At 72.1% G+C, this 14,262-nt stretch carries 15 protein-coding genes; 5 read left to right on the forward strand and 10 right to left on the reverse strand.

Features of this window, described 5'->3' with window-relative positions:
- Positions 1-5: 5 nt before the first annotated feature.
- Positions 6-578, reverse strand: a complete 573-nt coding sequence (locus ACQEVZ_RS15760; protein ID WP_433366937.1) for a TetR/AcrR family transcriptional regulator — start codon at positions 576-578, stop codon at positions 6-8.
- Positions 579-793: 215 nt separating this feature from the next.
- On the opposite strand from ACQEVZ_RS15760, the gene ACQEVZ_RS15765 reads away from it, so the two are divergent.
- Positions 794-1,636 (forward strand): SCO6745 family protein, encoded by an 843-nt coding sequence (locus ACQEVZ_RS15765; protein WP_433366940.1) that lies wholly within the window; start codon positions 794-796, stop codon positions 1,634-1,636.
- Here ACQEVZ_RS15765 and ACQEVZ_RS15770 read toward each other — a convergent pair.
- The 9 genes from ACQEVZ_RS15770 to ACQEVZ_RS15810 form a co-directional block, all read right to left on the reverse strand.
- The gene (locus tag ACQEVZ_RS15770) at positions 1,629-1,895 is read right to left on the reverse strand and encodes a GNAT family N-acetyltransferase (protein WP_433366943.1); all 267 of its coding nucleotides are present in this window, start codon (positions 1,893-1,895) and stop codon (positions 1,629-1,631) included. The two genes, ACQEVZ_RS15765 and ACQEVZ_RS15770, sit on opposite strands and share 8 nt — an antisense overlap.
- Positions 1,896-2,876, reverse strand: coding sequence for a pirin family protein (locus tag ACQEVZ_RS15775; protein ID WP_344512813.1), 981 nt, complete (start codon positions 2,874-2,876; stop codon positions 1,896-1,898).
- 160 nt (positions 2,877-3,036) lie between these two features.
- A complete protein-coding gene (locus tag ACQEVZ_RS15780) occupies positions 3,037-4,185 on the reverse strand; it encodes a family 16 glycosylhydrolase (RefSeq protein WP_433366946.1) in 1,149 nt (382 codons plus the stop codon).
- On the reverse strand, positions 4,185-5,432 hold the full coding sequence (locus ACQEVZ_RS15785) for a BNR-4 repeat-containing protein (RefSeq protein WP_433366949.1): 1,248 nt from the start codon (positions 5,430-5,432) through the stop codon (positions 4,185-4,187). Before ACQEVZ_RS15785 ends, ACQEVZ_RS15780 begins: the two co-directional genes overlap by 1 nt.
- A gap of 279 nt (positions 5,433-5,711) precedes the next feature.
- Positions 5,712-6,296 carry a bifunctional 4-hydroxy-2-oxoglutarate aldolase/2-dehydro-3-deoxy-phosphogluconate aldolase gene (locus tag ACQEVZ_RS15790; RefSeq protein WP_433366952.1) on the reverse strand — a complete coding sequence of 195 codons (585 nt, stop codon included), beginning with the start codon at positions 6,294-6,296 and terminating at the stop codon, positions 5,712-5,714.
- Entirely contained in the window at positions 6,293-7,585 is a 1,293-nt protein-coding gene (locus ACQEVZ_RS15795; protein WP_433366955.1) for an ABC transporter substrate-binding protein, read from the reverse strand. The genes ACQEVZ_RS15790 and ACQEVZ_RS15795 overlap by 4 nt, the downstream gene beginning before the upstream one ends.
- Before the next feature lie 27 nt (positions 7,586-7,612).
- Positions 7,613-8,503, reverse strand: coding sequence for a carbohydrate ABC transporter permease (locus ACQEVZ_RS15800; protein ID WP_433366958.1), 891 nt, complete (start codon positions 8,501-8,503; stop codon positions 7,613-7,615).
- An 85-nt stretch (positions 8,504-8,588) separates the two neighbouring features.
- Positions 8,589-9,455, reverse strand: coding sequence for a carbohydrate ABC transporter permease (locus ACQEVZ_RS15805; protein WP_344502812.1), 867 nt, complete (start codon positions 9,453-9,455; stop codon positions 8,589-8,591).
- Positions 9,452-10,255 carry an IclR family transcriptional regulator gene (locus ACQEVZ_RS15810; protein ID WP_344502813.1) on the reverse strand — a complete coding sequence of 268 codons (804 nt, stop codon included), beginning with the start codon at positions 10,253-10,255 and terminating at the stop codon, positions 9,452-9,454. The genes ACQEVZ_RS15805 and ACQEVZ_RS15810 overlap by 4 nt, the downstream gene beginning before the upstream one ends.
- A 100-nt stretch (positions 10,256-10,355) precedes the next feature.
- Here ACQEVZ_RS15810 and ACQEVZ_RS15815 point away from each other — a divergent pair, with 100 nt between their 5' ends.
- From ACQEVZ_RS15815 to ACQEVZ_RS15830, 4 genes are all read left to right on the forward strand, one after another.
- Positions 10,356-11,486 (forward strand): mandelate racemase/muconate lactonizing enzyme family protein, encoded by a 1,131-nt coding sequence (locus tag ACQEVZ_RS15815; RefSeq protein ID WP_433366962.1) that lies wholly within the window; start codon positions 10,356-10,358, stop codon positions 11,484-11,486.
- Positions 11,487-11,601: 115 nt separating this feature from the next.
- Positions 11,602-12,492 (forward strand): dihydrodipicolinate synthase family protein, encoded by an 891-nt coding sequence (locus tag ACQEVZ_RS15820; RefSeq protein ID WP_433366965.1) that lies wholly within the window; start codon positions 11,602-11,604, stop codon positions 12,490-12,492.
- A 40-nt stretch (positions 12,493-12,532) separates the two neighbouring features.
- The gene (locus tag ACQEVZ_RS15825) at positions 12,533-13,246 is read left to right on the forward strand and encodes an SDR family NAD(P)-dependent oxidoreductase (protein ID WP_433366968.1); all 714 of its coding nucleotides are present in this window, start codon (positions 12,533-12,535) and stop codon (positions 13,244-13,246) included.
- 43 nt (positions 13,247-13,289) lie between these two features.
- On the forward strand, positions 13,290-14,216 hold the full coding sequence (locus ACQEVZ_RS15830) for a sugar kinase (protein ID WP_433366971.1): 927 nt from the start codon (positions 13,290-13,292) through the stop codon (positions 14,214-14,216).
- The last annotated feature ends 46 nt before the right edge of the window (positions 14,217-14,262 follow it).

The raw sequence follows: 14,262 nt of genomic DNA on the forward strand, positions 1-14,262 counted from the left end.
ACGGGTCAGGCAGGCTGGCGCAGGACGGGCAGCAGCACCCGGTCGACGACCCGCGTGGCGAACGCCTCGTCGAGCGGCCCCTCGTGCCACATGGTCCGGTTGAGCACCAGCGCGTGCAGGACTTCTTGCAGCAGGTCGGAGGTGGCTCCGGCGGGCAGCTCGCCACGGTCCACCGCGCGTCGCACGATGGTGTCGTACGCGGAGCGCTTCGCCTCGTAGACGCAGCGGCGGAACGTCTCGGCCAGCTCCGGGTTCCGGGTGGCCGCGGTCAGCAGACCGGTCATGACGTCGCCGTCGGGACTGTTCGCCACCTCGCACGCCGCGGTGAGCAGCGCCATCAGGTCGCCGCGCAGCGTCCCGGTGTCCTGCGGCTCGTACGAGCCGCCGAACCGGTGCTCGAAGGCGTCCATCACCAGGTCGGGCTTGTTGGGCCAGCCCCGGTAGATGGTCGCCTTGCTGGCGCGGGCCCGCGCCGCCACGGCATCCATCGACATGCGGTCGTATCCGACCTCGCCGAGCAGCTCGAAGACCGCTTCGCAGATCGCTTCACGGCGTTCGGGCTTCGGCGCGGGAGACATGACCACTTCCTAAGGTGCGAGGGCCGGGTTCCGCAAGTCCTGGATCGCAGGTGTACGGAACCGTTTCGTACACGAACCCTACTCCCGCCCCGGGAGAGTACGAAACGGTTCCGTACACCTCACCCCCGTGAACGACGTCACAGCCGTTCCCGGGAATGCCTGCTGTGAAAAAGTCCCCGGCTCCGCCGGGCGTGTTCGCGTATACCGTCAGGTCCATGACAGAGTTGTCGACCGAACGTCGCATGTGGAGCCTGTTCGAGCCGGTCCACGCGGTCACCTACTTCGCCCCGGACGCCCTGGCGGCGTTCGAGGAGGCGGGCCTGCGCGGGTTCTGGCGGGGGTACTTCGCCGGCCGCAGCGCCCCGCTCGGCGCGGTGCCGGCCGGGCCGGTGATCGCGGCGTTCTACGGGTTCGCGCCCCGGATGGTGACCCGGGCGCTGCCGGACGTGTGGACGCGGATCACGCCGGAGGCGGCCCTCGCCGCGCGGCTGGAAGGGTCGCGGCGGGTCCTGCTCACGGTGGACGGGGACCTGACGGAGGTCGCAAGCCTGTTGCGGGCGGCGGCGGAGGCGGCCGACCTGCACGGCCGGGTGCTGGGCGCGGCCAACGCGATGCTGCCGTGGCCGGAGGACCCGGCCGGCGTGCTGTGGCAGGCGGCGACGGTGCTGCGGGAGCACCGCGGCGACGGGCACCTCGCGGCGCTGCTCGTCGAGGGCCTGGACGGGGCCGAGTGCAACGTGTGGCGGGTCGCGCTGCTCGACGGCGCCGGCCGGGAGTTCTACCAGCCCGCCCGCGGCTGGACCGACGAGGAGTGGGCCGCGGCGATCGACCGGCTGCGCGGCCGTGGGTGGCTGGACGCGGAGGGGAAGGCGACCGGCCGGGCGCGGGAGGCGTACACCTCCGTCGAACGCACGACGGATGCCCTGGCCGCGGCGCCGTGGCGGGCCCTCGGGGAGACCGCCACGGCGCGCTGTGCCGAACTGCTGAGCCCGATCGCCGTGCAGGCGTCGGCGCTGCTGCGGCACCCGAACCCGATCGGGCTGCAGCCGCTCAGCTGAGCTCTGGGTGCCGCTTGAGGTAGGCGGCGATGAAGGGGCACTGCGGGACGACACGCAGTGCCCGCTCCTTCGCCGCGTTCAGGGCGCCGGCGGCGAGCTTGCTGCCCAGGCCCTTGCCCTCGTACTCCTTGTCGACCTCGGTGTGGGTGAAGACGATCTCACCCGGGTGCAGCCGGTAGTAGGCCGCACCCGCGTGCGCTCCGTCGACCCGCAGCTCGAAGCGGTGCTGCTGCGGGTCGTCGACGACCTGGATGTCCACTTAGGACGCCTCTCCTTGCACTGCGGCGTGCGCGGCCGGGATCGTGCCGAGCCGGCCGGCCTGGTAGTCCTCGAACGCCTGGACCACCTCGGCCTTGGTGTTCATGACGAACGGACCATACGCCACGACGGGCTCGCGGATCGGCTTTCCACCGAGGAACAGCACGTCCATCGTGGGGTGGCGCGGGTCCTGCTTCGCGTCGGCGGTGACGGTGATGCTGTCACCTTCGCCGAAGACCGCGAGCTGGCCCAGCTCCACCGGCCGGCCCTTCGTGCCCACGCTGCCCTTGCCCGCGAGGGTGTAGGCGAGCGCGTTGAAGTCCTTGCGCCACGGCAGCGTCAGCGACGCCCCGGGCGAGATCGTCGCGTGGATCATCGTGATCGGCGTGTAGGTGTTGCCGGGGCCGGCGTGGCCGTCGAGCTCACCGGCGATGACCCGCAGCAGCGAGCCGCCGTCGGGCGAGCTGAGCAGCGCCACCTGGCCACCACGGATGTCCTGGTAGCGCGGGGCGGCGAACTTGTCGGCGCGCGGCAGGTTGACCCACAGCTGGAAGCCGTGGAAGAGACCGCCGCTGACGACGAGGTGCTCGGGCGGGGTCTCGATGTGCAGCAAGCCGCTTCCGGCCGTCATCCACTGCGTGTCGCCGTCACGGATGACGCCGCCACCGCCGTGCGAGTCGTTGTGCACGAACTCGCCGTCGATGATGTACGTGACGGTCTCGAACCCCCGGTGCGGGTGCCACGGGGTGCCCTTCGGCTCGCCCGGGGCGTATTCGACCTCACCCATCTGGTCCATGTGGATGAACGGGTCGAGGGTGCGCAGGTCGACGCCGGCGAACGCGCGCCGGACGGGGAAGCCCTCGCCCTCGAATCCCTTCGGCGCCGTCGTCACCGACACCACCGGGCGGGGGCGCGCCGACACAGGGTCCGGGGTGGACACGCGCGGCAGCGCAAGGACGTTTTCGACGGTGATCGCGGGCATCTTGTGCCTCCAGGGCTGAGCGGGTTTGTCGCCTGCTGCAACGGTACTTGCCACGCAAGTATTCCGCAAGTCAACAATCTCTGCTCCGGGGTCCGCGACATGGCCGCGCCGGTCGCTCGCGGGCCTGCGGCGTGGCCCGCGGGGCGACCGGCGCGGCGGCTCACACCCGGACGAACCTGACCGCGTCGGCGCGGGCGCAGCCGGTGCCCGAGCTGGTCAGGGTGACCGCGGTGCCGGTGCCGGCGGGCAGGGCGAAGGTGCCCAGGTCGACCCAGCCGGACGGGCCCGAGGTGCCGTTGACCGTCGTCTGGGTACTCGCGACGGCGAGCTTCGCGGCAGGGTCGCTGTTGGCGGCCGTCACCTTGTAGTAGGAGACCTTGTAGGTGCCCGCCGCACGGAGGTTGGGGCGCCAGGTCGCGGTGTTCCCGCCCGAGTTGCAGGCCGCGTAGCGGGTCGGCGAGCCGGTCGTCCAGCCGGTCAGCGTCGAGGGCGACCAGGTGCCGGTCTCGCTGTAGCCGTACGCGGCCGGGCCGTCGTCGTCGACGTAGTAGTCCTTCTGCCAGTAGCGCACGTAGTCGAACTGCACGGCCGACGGCAGTTTGCTCGCGTCGGGGACGCTGCCGTAGGCGATGCTGGTGAGCCAGATGCTCGTGTAGTCGTGCGTCCAGTCCGTCGGCAGGTAGGGCGCGGTGTACTTGAGCACGCCGTCGACGTAGAACTTCGTGCTGGTCTCGGACCAGTCGATGCCGTAGACGTGCCAGTCCCTCGAGTCGATCGTGTCGCTGGTGTACGTGGTGCCGTACGACTTCCCGGCGGACACGCCGTTGCCCTTCCAGGTCAGCACGCCGTGGTGGATCCGGGTCGGGCTGATCGAGTCGATCTCGAAGCCGTCGATCTCGGTGCGCTGCGACGCCGGGAAGGTCGTCGAGCCGTCGCCGGCCATGAGCCAGAACGAGCTGTGCCAGCCGGCGCCGTCGTTGAGCTTCGCCCGGGTCTCGTAGTAGCCGTAGCGCAGCGTCTGCTTGCTGACCACGCCGCCGCCGGTGTAGTCCTTGCCGCCGTACGTCTCCTTCTTCAGGGCGATGTTCAGCGCTCCCCCGCTGACGGACACGTTCTGCGGGCGCTGGGTGCTGTACGCCTTGGAGTCGGTGCGGTAGTTCCACTTCGCGGTGTCGACCGCGGTGCCGTTGAACTGGTCCTCGAAGACGAGGGTGTAGCCGGTGCCGGCGGGGTCGGCGTGGGCGGCCGTGGCGGTTCCCAGGCCGACGGCGACAGGCACCAGCAACACGATTGCGAGCAGGCGGCGCATCAGTTCCTCCCGTAGTACAGGCGAAGGTTGGTGAGGTCGACGAGGTAGAGCACGTCGACGCCGGCGGTGGTGCGTTCGACCGCGAAGCGCTGCACGGGGATCCCGGGCGCGACGGCGGCGGCGGTCCACGCGGTGCCGGGCTTGGTCGCCACGTACATCACGCCGGCCGCGGTGGTGTAGTAGACGCGCTTCTGCTCCGTCGGGTGCCAGGTGATGTCGATGGCGGCGCTGGTCTGCGCGGCGGAGTACACCGTGTCCCGGACCCAGGTGGTGCCTGAGACGTACGCGTAGCGGACCATGAAGTTCGTCGCGCTCCGGTAGCGGTACGCGACCTTCGGGCTGGTGCCGTCGACCGTGAGCTTCGCGCTCTGCACGGCCGGTCCGGTGCCGTCGTTGCCCTGGTACACCTCGCCGGCCTCGATCGGCTGGATGACGTCGGCGGTGGCGGTGCTGACGGGCACGGCGACCGCGGCGCCGGTGTGGTCGGCGAACGTGCCGGTCGCGGGCCTGTACAGCAGGTAGCTGAGCTGGTGGCGGAACGCGGTCGCCGGGTACAGCCCCCACTCCCACAGGACGTGGAGGTTGCCGGCTGTGTCGAACTGCAGGTCGTCGGGGTAGACGGCGCGGTTGGCGGACTCGGCGAAGACGGCCACCCGGGTCCACGTCGCGGCGGCGTTGTTCCACCGGTACAGCCGGCCGGAGCGGGCGGTGCTCCCGTCGAGCCGCGCGATGAGGTACAGGTCGCCGTTCGGCGCGGTGGTCAGCACCGGGTACGTGACGCCGATCCCCTGGTCCGGCAGGTCCGCGGCGTGGTTGGTGGGCGCGCCGCCGACGGTGTCGGAGCGGAAGTAGCGCCAGGCGTTGTTGTGCATGCTGGCGAACACATGCAGCCGGCCGCTGCCGTCCCGCGCGACCGACGGCTGGTTGTGCCCGATGTCGTCGGCGTACTCGGCCTGGGCGGCGCCGTTCATGACGGGCAGCCTCGTCCAGCCGCCGGCGGTGTCGCGGCGGGCGATGGCGACGCGGTGCGTGCCGGCGGTGGAGCCGGGCTCGTTGAACGCCAGATACGCGTAGTCGTTGCCGGGGGTGTACGTGTCCAGCGGCGACCACCAGGCGGCCTGGTTGGAGCTGTCGATGCCGTACGGCACCAGGGTGACGGTGGCGGGGGCGGCGTGCACGGCGGTTGCGGGCACGGTGACGAGGGCCGTCGCCATGGCGGTGGCGGCGACCAGGGCGGCTCTGTGCATGGGCCTCTTCCTCGGGGCTTGCTCACGTGGCGCCGGCGCGGCCAGGCACACCACCGCGTGCGGCACGGCGCACCATCGGCGGCGCAGCACACCGCGTGCGGCACGGCACACCGCTTGCGGCGTAACGCACCGCCGTGTGCGGCGTGGCGCACCGTCTGTGGCGCAACGCATCGCTGCGTGCGACGCGGCGCACCGCTTGCGGCGCAGAGCACCGGGTGCGGTGCGGCCGCGCCTCGGAGGTGTGGCTGGTCCGCGGCGGCGCCTCGGAGCGTGGGTCGGTCAGGTTCGGCGGAGGACCTCCAGGAGCGGTGGCAGGCCGCCGTCGGTGGTGACGGCGCCGCCGACCCCCAGCGCGCGGGCGCCGGCGGCCAGGTATTCGGGTGCGTTGTGGGCGCCGATGCCGCCGGTGGCGACGAACTTCGCCTCGGGGAACGGGCCGCGCAGCTCGCGCAGCCAGGCGGGGCCGAGCGCCCCGGCCGGGAACGCCTTGAGCCACTCGCAACCCGCTTGCAGCGCGTGGTGTACCTCGGACGGAGTGGCGACGCCCGGCAGGTGCGGCAGGCCGGCCGCCTGGCTGGCCCGCACCACGTCGAGGTCCAGGCCGGGCGCGACGGTGAACACCGCGCCCGCCTCGGCGGCGGCCTCGACCTGCGCCGCGGTGCGGACGGTGCCTGCGCCGACGGGGTGCCCCTCGGCGGCGAGCGCGCGCAGGCACTCGACCGCCTCGGGGGTCTGGATCGGGACCTCGACCACGCCGAGGCCGCTGTCCCACACGGCGCGGGCGATCTCGAGGGCCCGCGCAACCGGTACACCACGCAGGATCGCCACCAGTGGGCGGCCGCGGAGCAGGTCGTCGAAGCTCATTTGATGAGGGCGTTCATCCGGTCGCGGGCGGACATGAGCGCGTCCTTCGGCGACTTCTTGCCGATGAGGATCGACTGGACCTCTTCGGCCAGGACCTTCTCCATCTGGGAGAACTGCGGGTAGATCCAGAACGGGCTGGCGCTGGAGTTGGCGCCGATCTGGCTGGTGAAGTCGGTGGCGAACTTGTCGTTCTTGACGGAGGAGTCGGCGAGTCCGGCGTTGGTGGTCGGCGGCAGGCCCGTCTTCTTGAACCAGTCGACGCTGTACCCGGGGTCGGTGGTGACGGTCTTGGCGTAGTTCGCGGCGGCGGCGGCGCCGGCACCGTTCATCACGGCGATCACCTGCCCCCAGGCGAGGTGGCGGGGCTTGTCGCCGGCGTTCTTCACCGGGCGGGCGACGGGGACCATCTTCGTGCCGAGGTCCTTGTCGGGCGAGGATTTCGTGACGGCGGCGCGGCCGCCGATGGCGTCCTCGTAGAAGGCGGTCTTGCCCTGGGACATCAGCGCGCGGGCGTCGACGCGGTTGACGTCGGGGGCGATGAGCTTCTGGTCGTAGAGCTTCTTGTACCAGGTGAGCGCCTCGACGCTGCCGTCGTCGCCGATGACGACCTTGTTGTTCTCCACGATCGGGGAGCCGAACTCCCACATCCACGGGATGATGTCCTTCAACTGGTCGACCTTCGTCATGCCCGCCCACGGCACGACCCCGCCGCCGAGGCCCTTGACGGCGGTGAGCGCCGCCTCGAACTCGGCGACCGTCTTCGGCGGGCTGGTCACCCCGGCCTTCGTCAGCAGCTCGGTGTTGCTGATGAGGCCGATGCCGGCGAAGGTCCACGGCAGGCCGTACTGCACCCCGCCGGACTGCCCGAGCGCCAGGGCCGCCGGGGAGTAGTCGAGGCCGCCGGCGACGCTCTTGAGGTCCAGGAGCTTGCCGGTGGCGGCGAGGGTGGCGAGCCAGGCGACGTCGAGCTGGACGGCGCCGGTCAGCTGCCCGCCCTGCACCTGCAGCAGCAGCTGGTTGAGGTAGTCGTTGTACGGGTACGACGGCGTGCTGATCTTCGTCCCGGCGTTGGCGGCCGTGTACTTGTCGATCTGGGCCTGGATCGGTTCCTTGGTGACCGCCTCGTTGAACGACCAGCTGGTCAGGGGGAACTCTTTGACGCCGTCGTCCTTGAGGCCTTCGGTGCCGGCGGGTGCGGGGGTGTTGGTGGCTGGGGCGCAGGCGGCGAGGGTCGTCCCGAGGGCGCCGAGACCGCCGATCTTGAGCATGGTGCGGCGGGACAGAGACATGTGGATCTCCTGGACTGGGCGGGGTGTTCAGCCCTTCACGGCGCCGGCGGTGAGGCCGGCGACCAGATAGCGCTGGAGGATGGTGAAGCCGATGACGACGGGGAGGGACACGACCAGGGACGCGGCCATGAGGTCGGGCCAGGCGGTCTCGAACTCGCCGAGGTAGGTGTTGACCAGGCCGGGTGGGAGGGTCTGTTTGTCGGGTCCGGCGAGGGTGAGGGCGAAGATGAAGTCGTTCCAGCCGCGGATGAACGCGAACAGGCCGGTGGCGACGAGTCCGGGCAGGGAGACGGGCAGCAGGATGCGGTGGATGATGGCGCCCTGTCCGGCGCCGTCCATCTTGGCGGCCTCGATGAGCTCGTCGGGGATGGTGTCGAAGAACCCTTTGAGCATCCACACGCACAGCGGGAGGGTGAAGGTGGTGAAGGACAGGATGAGCGCGAGGTAGGAGTTGATCAGTCCGACCTGGCTGAACACGAGGTACAGGGTGATGAGCAGCAGCGCCTGGGGGAACATCTGCGAGGCCAGGACGAGGTACATGAGGGAGCGGCGGCCGCGGTAGCGGAACTTGGCGAAGGAGTAGCCGGTGTAGGCCGCGACGATGACCGTGAGCACGGCGGTCACGGTGGACACGATGAGGCTGTTGGTGAGGTACCGCAGCAGCTTCGCGTTGTCGAGGATCGCGGTGAAGTGCTCGAACGTGAGGTGCTCCGGGAAGAGCCGCGGCGGGAACCGGAACACGTCGTGCGTCGGGGTCAGCGCCGTGACGAGCACCCAGTAGACCGGCCCGAAGGCGAAGATGCCGATCAGTGCGACCGTGGTGGCAGGGCCGAACAGGCGGCCCGCACGGCGCTTGCGGACCACGTCCTTCGGCGGGACGACCACCGGCGACTCCTTGACCAACGTCGGCGCGCTCATGCCGTCACCTCCGCTACGCTCCGGCGCCACCCTGAGCTCCAACCTGCAATCCTGATTCGCAGCCCTCCGCTACGCTCCGGCCCGCTCATGCCGGCTCACCCCGCTCGGAGACCCGCACGTAGACCACGACGAGGGCCAGGATCAGCACCAGCCACAGCGCGCCGAGGGCGCTGGCCTTGCCGAGGTCGAAGGCCTTGAACGCGGTGTCGTACACGGCGACGGCGAACGTGGTGGTGGAGCCGGCCGGCCCGCCGTTGGTGAGCACATAGATCATGTCGAAGTGCTGCACGTTCCAGATCACCTCGAGCAGCACGACGATGCCGAGGATCCCGCGCAGGTGCGGCAGCGTCACGTGCCAGAACCGGTTGACCGCCCCGGCGCCGTCGAGTGCCGCGGCCTCGTGCAGCGCCGCCGGGACGGTCTGCAGCCCGGCGAGCAGCATCACCATGATCCACGGGAAGCTCGCCCAGCTCTTGGCCACGATGACGGCGGCCATCGCGGTGCCGGGGCTACCGAGCCAGACGATCGGCTCGTCGATCAGGTGCATGCTCGTGAGGAGCCCGTTGAGCAGGCCGTAGTTGGCGTTGAAGATCCACATCCAGACGAACGACACGACGACGCCGGGGATCACCCAGGGCATCAGGAACAGGCCGCGCAGCACCGCCCGGCCGCGCAGTCTCGTGTTGAGCGCCAGGGCGAGGGCGAAGCCGATGACGACGGGCACGACGGTCGAGCCGACGGTGAAGACGACCGTGTGCTCCAGGACCGGCCAGAAGTTGCGCTCCAGCACCTCGGCGAAGTTGTCGAAGCCGGCGAAGGAGCGGCCCGGCAGCACCAGGCTCTGGTTGAACAGGCTGGTGGACAGGGACCCGATCAGCGGATACAGCACGACCGCGCCGAGCAGCGCCAGCGCCGGCAGGGTCAGCAGGAACCCGAACGTCCGGTCCTTCACAGCGACACCGCGCTCGGGTGGTGCGCCGGCCCGACGTAGCCGAGGCCGATGCTGATCGAGTCGGCCGCCTCGATGACCATCCGGGACAGCGCGACCTCGCGGCTCTGCAAGTCGATTGCGGAGAGCGGACCCGACACCGACAGCGCGGCGACGACGGTGCCGGCGCCGTCGCGGATCGGGGCGGCGACGCAGGCGCGGCCGAGCGCCAGCTCCTCCAGCTCGGAGCCGTAGCCGCGGGCGGCGGTCAGCTCGAGCTCGGCGTCGAGCTTCTCGTGGGTGGTGATCGTGCGGGGCGTGTAGCCGACCAGGGCGCTCGGCGGCAGCAGCCCGCGCCGCTCGACCGGCGTGAGGCCGGTCAGCAGCGACTTGCCCAGGCCGGTGGCGTGCAGCGGGTTGCGCTGGCCGGCGAGCACGAAGGACCGCGGCGCCTGCCGGCCCTCGAAGTTGAGCAGGTAGAAGAGGCTGGCGTCGCGGCGGACCGCGACGTTGACGCCGAGGCCCAGGTCGGCCGCCAGGTTCTGGGCGATCTGCCGCGCCTCGCGGTGCACGGGGTGGCTGTTGAGCACGGCGCCACCGAGGCTGACCGTGTCCAGTCCGAGCCGGTAGAGCCCGCTGACCGGGTCGCGGTCGACGAAGCCGGCCGCCTCCAGGGTTGCGAGCAGGCGGGACGCGGTGGAGAGTCCAAGGTCTGCGAGTTTGGCGACGTCGGAGACGCGCAGCTCGGAGCGGCCGGCCGTGAAGACCCGCAGCACCGTCAGCGCCCGCTCGACGCTCTGGTTGCTTCCGACATCCGAAGCCATCAGGACCCTCTCTGGAAGTTGCTTGCGTGATACGGCAAGATATCCCGCATGCTGCAAGTGGTCAACCGCACAGCGGGGGTGCCCCGTGAGGATCGTTGACGTGACGACCTTCCCGCTCAAGCTGCGCGGGGAGGACGTCTACCTGGGCGCCGCCACGCGCTCGAATCCCGAAGAATCCGCCTATTACCTCCGGCCGCCCTGGCGCAGCCTGTACTCGGATCGTTACGAGACGCTCCTCGTCAGGATCACCTGCGACGACGGCACGGTGGGCTGGGGCGAGGCGCTCGCACCCGTCGGGCCCGAGATCGTGCAGGCCATCGTCGACCGGCTGCTGGCGCCCGCGCTGCTGAAGCAGGACCCGCGGCGGGTCCGGCCGATGTGGACCAGGCTCACCGGCCTCATGCGGGAGCGCGGCCACCTCGTCGGCCACCAGGCGGACGCCCTGGCGGCGGTGGACATCGCCCTGTGGGACCTGGCCGGCAAGGCGGCGGGGCTGCCCGTGCACGCGCTGCTCGGCGGGGCGTACCGCGACACCGTGCCGACCTACGTCTCAGGTCTCCCCGTCGCGACCGACGCCGAGCGCGCCGAGCTCGCCCGCAACTGGCTTGCACAGGGCGCAAGCTCGGTGAAGCTCCACCTCGGCCGTGGGGTGGAGGAGGACCTGGTCACCTTCGACGCGGTCGCCGCGACCGGGATGCGGGTCGCCGTCGACGCGCACTGGGCCTACGACCTTGCCGACGCGCTGCGCCTCGGCAAGGCCCTCGACGCCCGCGGCGCCTGGTTCCTGGAGGCGCCCCTCGCACCCGAGGACGTCGACGGCCACCAGGAGCTCGCCGCCGCGCTCGTCACCCCCGTCGCCGTCGGCGAGACGCTGCGCAACCGGTTCGAGTTCAAGCTGTGGCTGCAGGAGCGGGCCCTGGACCTCGCGCAGCCCGACGTCGGCCGCACCGGCATCACCGAGGCCATGGCCATCGCGGAGATCGCGTCCGTGCACCACGTGCCGGTGGCGCCGCACCACTCCGTCGGGCTCGGCGTCGTCCTCGCCGCCGGCATCCACGTCGCCGCCGCGATCGAGGCGATGCCGGTCTTCGAGTTCCAGCCCGGCCCGTTCCCCGTCGCCAACCGCATCCTCACCCGGCCGCTGACCGGCGGACCCGGATCGTTCCACCTGCCGACCGCGCCGGGCCTCGGCGTCGACGTCGACATCACCGCCCTTCTGGAGGACCAATGAGTGGCCAGCAAGCACAGATTCAGCTCGCGACGACGCCGCAGGCGGCGCCGTGAGTGGCCAGCGGAGCGGCTCGGGCCGCTCATCAGCAAGCACAGATTCAGCTCGCTCCACCGACGTGCGCGGGCTGATTCCCGTGCTCGCCACCCCGTTCCACCCCGACGGCTCCCTGGACACGTCCAGCCTGCGCCGGCTCGTCGAGTTCTCCGCCGCCGCGGGTGTGGACGGCGTGGCCGTGTTCGGCTTCGCCAGCGAGGGCTTCACGCTGACCACGGCCGAGCGGGCCGCCGTTCTCGCCGTCGTACGGGACGCGCTGGGCCCGACCCTGCCGATCGTCGCCGGCGTGTCGGCGACCGGCACCGGCGACGCGATCGACCAGTGCCGGGCCGCGGCGGACGCCGGTGCCAGCGTGGCGATGCTGATCCCGCCGTTCATGGTGAAGCCGTCCCCGGCCCAGATCGTCGACTTCTACGGTGCGGTGGCCGGGGCAGGAGGGCTCTCGGTGATGGTGCAGGACGCGCCCGCCTCCACCGGCGTCAACCTGCCCGTGCCGCTCATCGTCGAGCTGTCGAAGCTCGACGGCGTCGACTCGGTGAAGGTCGAGACCCAGCCGACCGCCCCGAAGGTCGGCGCCGTCATCGACGCGACCGCCGCCGACTTCCTCGTCCTCGGCGGCCAGAACGCGCTGTTCGTCCTGGAGGAGTACGCCCGCGGCGCCGTCGGCACCATGCCCGCGAGCGAGTTCCCGGACCTGCTCGTCCCGGTCCTCCGCGCGTACCAGGCGGGGTCGCTCCGGGAGGCGCGGGAAGGGTTCAACCGGCTGCTGCCGCTGATCCGCTTCGGGCTGCAGCCGGGGATCGCGTGGTCGATCCACAAGCACGTGCTGCACCGGCGGGGCGTCATCGACTCCACGACGGTCCGCGCGCCCGCCGTGGACGCCGACCCGGCGACCCTGGCCGCGCTGGACGTGATCCTGGACGACCTCGGCCTGTCAGGACCGGCCCGGTGAGCGTCGTCCCGGACGGCCGCCACCGTTCAGGGAGCGCCCGATGAGGGGCGTGCTGGTCATCGGGGCGACGTCGCCGATCGGGCTCGCGATCGGGCGCGCCTTCGCCGGCGACCGGGTCGCGGGCGCCGCCCTGGACACCACCGGGGATCCGGCGTTCGAGGCGAGCTGGGCGGCCGACTGCTCCACCCCCGGCGGCGCGGCGGAGGTGGTCGGCCGGGCCGTGGACCTGTTCGGCCGGCTCGACGTGCTCGTCCTCGCCGCCGCGGTCATGCCGGTCGCCCCCGCCGAGACCCAGACCGACGACCAGTGGCGCGCCGCGATCGACGTGACGCTCTCGGGCGCCTTCTACGCCTGCCGGGCGGCGCTGCCGCACCTGCCTTCCGGCGGCAGCATCGTCGCGGTCACCTCCGTGAACAGCTTCCTCGCCGCCCCCGGCCTGCCCTCGTACGCGGCGGCGAAGGCGGGACTGGACGGCCTGGTGCGCCAGCTCGCCCTCGAGTACGGCCCGCGCGGCATCCGCGTCAACGCGGTCGCACCGGGTCTCATCGGCGGCGACGACCTCCCCGCCGCCGCCGAGGGCTACCCGCTGCGCCGCGTCGGCCGCCCCGAGGAGGTGGCGTCCGCGGTGGCGTTCCTGGCGTCACCGGCCGCCGGGTTCGTCACGGGCGCCTGCCTTCCCGTCGACGGCGGCCTGTCGATCGCCTCCCCGGCCGCGTTCCTGCGCCCCGACCTCCGCGCGAGGTGGCTCCCGTGACCGCCGGTGTCCGGGGTGCGGGCGATCGCGGGAGGTGGATCGGGTGAGCGGGCTGATCGTGGGGCTCGGCGAGGCGATGGTGCTCTTCCAGCCCGCCGACCTCCTTCCCCTGGAGGAGTGCGCGACGGCGTCGGTGCACGTGGCCGGCGCCGAGCTGAACCTGCTCGCCGCGGCGGCCAGGGCCGGGGCGCGGGCGGCGTTCTGCAGCCGGGTCGGCGACGACCCGTTCGGGCGGCGGGTCGTGGCGGCCGCGGAAGGGCTCGGCGTCGCCGCCGGACTCGTCGCCGTCGACGGCACCCGGCCGACGGGCGTGTTCGTGAAGGACGTCCGGCCCGACGGTGCGCGGCGGGTCCACTACTACCGGGCCGGTTCGGCGGCGTCCGCCCTCGACGAGGCCGACGCCGACCGGGCCCTGGCCGCCGGGCCCGACCTGGTCGCGGTGTCCGGGCTGACCGCCGCGCTCGGCGACGGGCCGCGCCGGGCGGTGCTGCGGCTGGCCCGCGAGGCGCACGCGCGGGGCATACCCGTCGCCGTCGACCCGAACCTGCGGCCCGGGCTGGACGCGGCCGGTGTCGTGACCGCGTTGCTGCCGCTGACGGCGTACCTCCTCCTCGGGATGGACGAGGCGGTGCCCCTCTTCGGCACGGACGACCCCGGGGAGGTCTTCGCCCGGGCCAAGGCCGCCGGCGTGCGGGAGGTGGTGCTGAAGGCCGGCGCCGACGGCTGCTGGCACGACGGCGGCGACACGCCGGCGCACCTGCCGTCCGCGGCGGTCCGGGTGGTCGACCCCGTCGGCGCGGGGGACGCGTTCGCGGGCGCCTACCTCGCCGCCCGCCTCGCCGGGACCGGGCCGCGCGGCGCGGCGCTGCTGGGCACCCGGTTCGCGGCCAGGGTGGTCGCGTCGGCCGGCGACACCGAGGGGCTGCCGGCTCCCGCCGAGGTCGCAGCGATGCTCGCCGAGGCCGGATGACCCTTGCCCGCGGCGGCGGGGATCATCCTCCTGGCGAACGACCTTC

This window comes from Dactylosporangium sp. CA-152071, assembly GCF_050936335.1.
GTDB lineage: Bacteria > Actinomycetota > Actinomycetes > Mycobacteriales > Micromonosporaceae > Dactylosporangium > Dactylosporangium maewongense.

What these genes read in the sequence shown, in the direction of transcription:
- ACQEVZ_RS15760 (WP_433366937.1), bottom strand. Translation starts at nt 578, where the DNA reads ATGTCTCCCGCGCCGAAGCCCGAACGCCGTGAAGCGATCTGCGAAGCG.
- ACQEVZ_RS15765 (WP_433366940.1), top strand. Translation starts at nt 794, where the DNA reads ATGACAGAGTTGTCGACCGAACGTCGCATGTGGAGCCTGTTCGAGCCG.
- ACQEVZ_RS15775 (WP_344512813.1), bottom strand. Translation starts at nt 2,876, where the DNA reads ATGCCCGCGATCACCGTCGAAAACGTCCTTGCGCTGCCGCGCGTGTCC.
- ACQEVZ_RS15780 (WP_433366946.1), bottom strand. Translation starts at nt 4,185, where the DNA reads ATGCGCCGCCTGCTCGCAATCGTGTTGCTGGTGCCTGTCGCCGTCGGC.
- ACQEVZ_RS15785 (WP_433366949.1), bottom strand. Translation starts at nt 5,432, where the DNA reads ATGCACAGAGCCGCCCTGGTCGCCGCCACCGCCATGGCGACGGCCCTC.
- ACQEVZ_RS15790 (WP_433366952.1), bottom strand. Translation starts at nt 6,296, where the DNA reads ATGAGCTTCGACGACCTGCTCCGCGGCCGCCCACTGGTGGCGATCCTG.
- ACQEVZ_RS15795 (WP_433366955.1), bottom strand. Translation starts at nt 7,585, where the DNA reads ATGTCTCTGTCCCGCCGCACCATGCTCAAGATCGGCGGTCTCGGCGCC.
- ACQEVZ_RS15800 (WP_433366958.1), bottom strand. Translation starts at nt 8,503, where the DNA reads ATGAGCGCGCCGACGTTGGTCAAGGAGTCGCCGGTGGTCGTCCCGCCG.
- ACQEVZ_RS15810 (WP_344502813.1), bottom strand. Translation starts at nt 10,255, where the DNA reads ATGGCTTCGGATGTCGGAAGCAACCAGAGCGTCGAGCGGGCGCTGACG.
- ACQEVZ_RS15825 (WP_433366968.1), top strand. Translation starts at nt 12,533, where the DNA reads ATGAGGGGCGTGCTGGTCATCGGGGCGACGTCGCCGATCGGGCTCGCG.